Below are 2,272 nucleotides of genomic sequence, written 5' to 3'. Positions count from 1 at the left end.
TCGACCCAGGCTGTGTGAAAACATTGCCGATGAATCAATAGCATTAGACAAACAACCTCAGGTCTTTCACATTCCATCTAAAGCGGGTCAGGAAAAAGACATGCCTTCACGTTTGGCATCCAGCTACCCAGATATTCAACATGCATTGGACGTGATCATTCCAAGCAAAAAATTGGACGTGGCTACTCGTATTGTCCTATGGGCGGCGAGTGACGCTGGGCTAGACCCAGCCGAAATTATGGTCACGCTGTCAAAACTAGATCCAGTGCTGTTCGACAACCTTTGTTCTGAAATGGAGGCGCAGTATTTCCGACTGTTCGAGCGCGGAGATGAGATGCATCTATCGTTTTTTTGCAAGGCTCGAGCCTACAGCGCCAGCGCTTGGTTGGCTCGTGAGGCACCCTACGAAGCAATTTACGAGTCAATCTTTGCCACAGAGAAACCCCTTGTGATTGCTGATTTTTTGTAGGTAAAAGAACCTCCCGAACAACATTACTTAGCTCTGAGGCCGCAACTTTCGGGGCTTTGAAGCCTACTATTGGGTGGGGCCGCTGAGTTTCAGCTGTAGCCTGATGACTCGCCCATCGACCTTGGCTGTGTGAAGCGCTAATGATTGTCTAACCTTCTGATCGTTGAGATCGTATCGGGGGCGATCATGAAGCGATTTATTGAAGGTGAGGCTCGCACGCAAGTGACGCTGCTGCCGGAGTGCCTGGACGATTACGTAACCGAAGAAAATCCAGTCCGAGTGGTCGACGTTTTCGTCGATGAACTCGACTTGGGGGCACTTGGGTTTGAAGGTGTTGATCCTGCTGCAACGGGTCGTCCGGCCTATCATCCAGCGGTCTTGCTAAAGATCTATATCTACGGCTATTTCAATCGGATTCAGTCCAGCCGCCGGCTTGAGCGTGAGGCCGAGCGCAACGTCGAGTTGATGTGGCTAACGGGGCGTTTGGCTCCGGACTTCAAAACCATTGCCGACTTTCGCAAAGACAACGGCAAAGCCATTCGCAGCGTATGCCGCCAGTTCGTAGTTCTTTGTCGCAACCTCAATCTCTTCTCCCAATCGATCATCGCCATCGACGGCAGCAAATTCAAAGCCGTCAATAATCGCGACCGCAACTTCACTCAAGGCAAGGTGAAGGCGCGCATGCAGCAGATCGAGCAGAGCATTGATCGATATCTGGCGGCGATGGATTCGGCGGATCGGGCAACACCCGAAGTGGCCGAGGTCAAAGCGGTGCGGCTGAAAGAAAAGATAGAAACACTGAAAAAGCAGATGCAGAAACTCAAGGAAATCGAGGCGCGGCTCCACGAAAGTCCAGACCAGCAGATTTCCCTCACCGATCCAGATGCACGCTCAATGGCCACGAGCGGCCGAGGCACCGGAGCGGTTGGCTACAACGTACAAACAGCGGTCGACGACAAACACCATCTCATCATTGCCCATGAGGTGACCAACGTTGGTAATGATCGCGGGCAACTGAGCAATATGGCGCACCAGGCACGTGCAGAGATCGGGGCTGAATCGCTCACGGTGGTGGCCGACCGAGGCTATTACAAGGGGCTGGAAATCCTTGCTTGCGAGCAAGCCGGCATCACTACCTTCGTGCCGAAACCCCTGACATCGGGCAGCAAAGCCGAAGGCCGATTCGGTAAGCAGGACTTCATCTATCTTGCGGCGTCGGACGAGTATCGATGCCCTGCGGGACAGCTACTGACCCGGCGGCATTCGTCGATGGAAGACGGCATGTTATTGCATTGTTACTACTTCTCGGGCTGTCAGTCCTGCGCAATGCACAAGCAATGTACGACGGGTAAGGAGCGCCGAGTGAAGCGCTGGGAACATGAGGCGGTAATCGACGCGACGCAGGTTCGGCTGGAACACGACCCGGGGAAGATGAAGGTTCGCCGCCAGACTGTTGAGCATCCTTTTGGAACGCTCAAATATTGGATGGGAGCCACCCACTTCCTGACCAAAACACTTCCGCGAGTAAGTACCGAAATGAGCCTTCATGTACTCGCCTACAACCTCAAACGAATGATGAGCATCTTCGGCATTGCAGGACTGCTTGAGGCGATCAGGGCGTGAATCCAGCCGCTTGGCTCGCCAGTTAGCGGCTGTTTGGGCCGCTAACGCGGCCCAAGCAGCATTACGAACGTCTATGTAGCTGACTAGTGCTATTCGCGCTTCCGTCTGCTGGTTTCGCAGACAACGCCCGTCGTTCTCAACTTTCGACGTATTTAGTGCGTTTTCACACAGCCTGGACCC

2 protein-coding genes are annotated in these 2,272 nt (G+C 53.7%); both read left to right on the top strand.

Annotated elements, in window-relative coordinates; translation table 11 throughout:
• The coding region (locus tag BLQ09_RS30820; protein ID WP_256569391.1) for a hypothetical protein at nucleotides 1-469 on the top strand (469 nt) is incomplete at its 5' end.
• Between the two features lie 186 nt (nucleotides 470-655).
• Nucleotides 656-2,092 (top strand): IS1182 family transposase, encoded by a 1,437-nt coding sequence (locus BLQ09_RS30815; protein ID WP_092359831.1) that lies wholly within the window; start codon nucleotides 656-658, stop codon nucleotides 2,090-2,092.
• Nucleotides 2,093-2,272: the final 180 nt, after the last annotated feature.

Origin of the sequence: Pseudomonas sp. NFACC25, assembly GCF_900100935.1 — a bacterium.
GTDB classification, from domain to species: domain Bacteria; phylum Pseudomonadota; class Gammaproteobacteria; order Pseudomonadales; family Pseudomonadaceae; genus Aquipseudomonas; species Aquipseudomonas marginalis.
The sequence above is the reverse complement of the archived record's forward strand: the minus strand, read 5'-3'. Positions and strand labels throughout refer to the sequence as shown.

Coding starts and splice junctions, on each gene's coding strand:
- BLQ09_RS30815 (WP_092359831.1), top strand. CDS start 656: ATGAAGCGATTTATTGAAGGTGAGGCTCGCACGCAAGTGACGCTGCTG.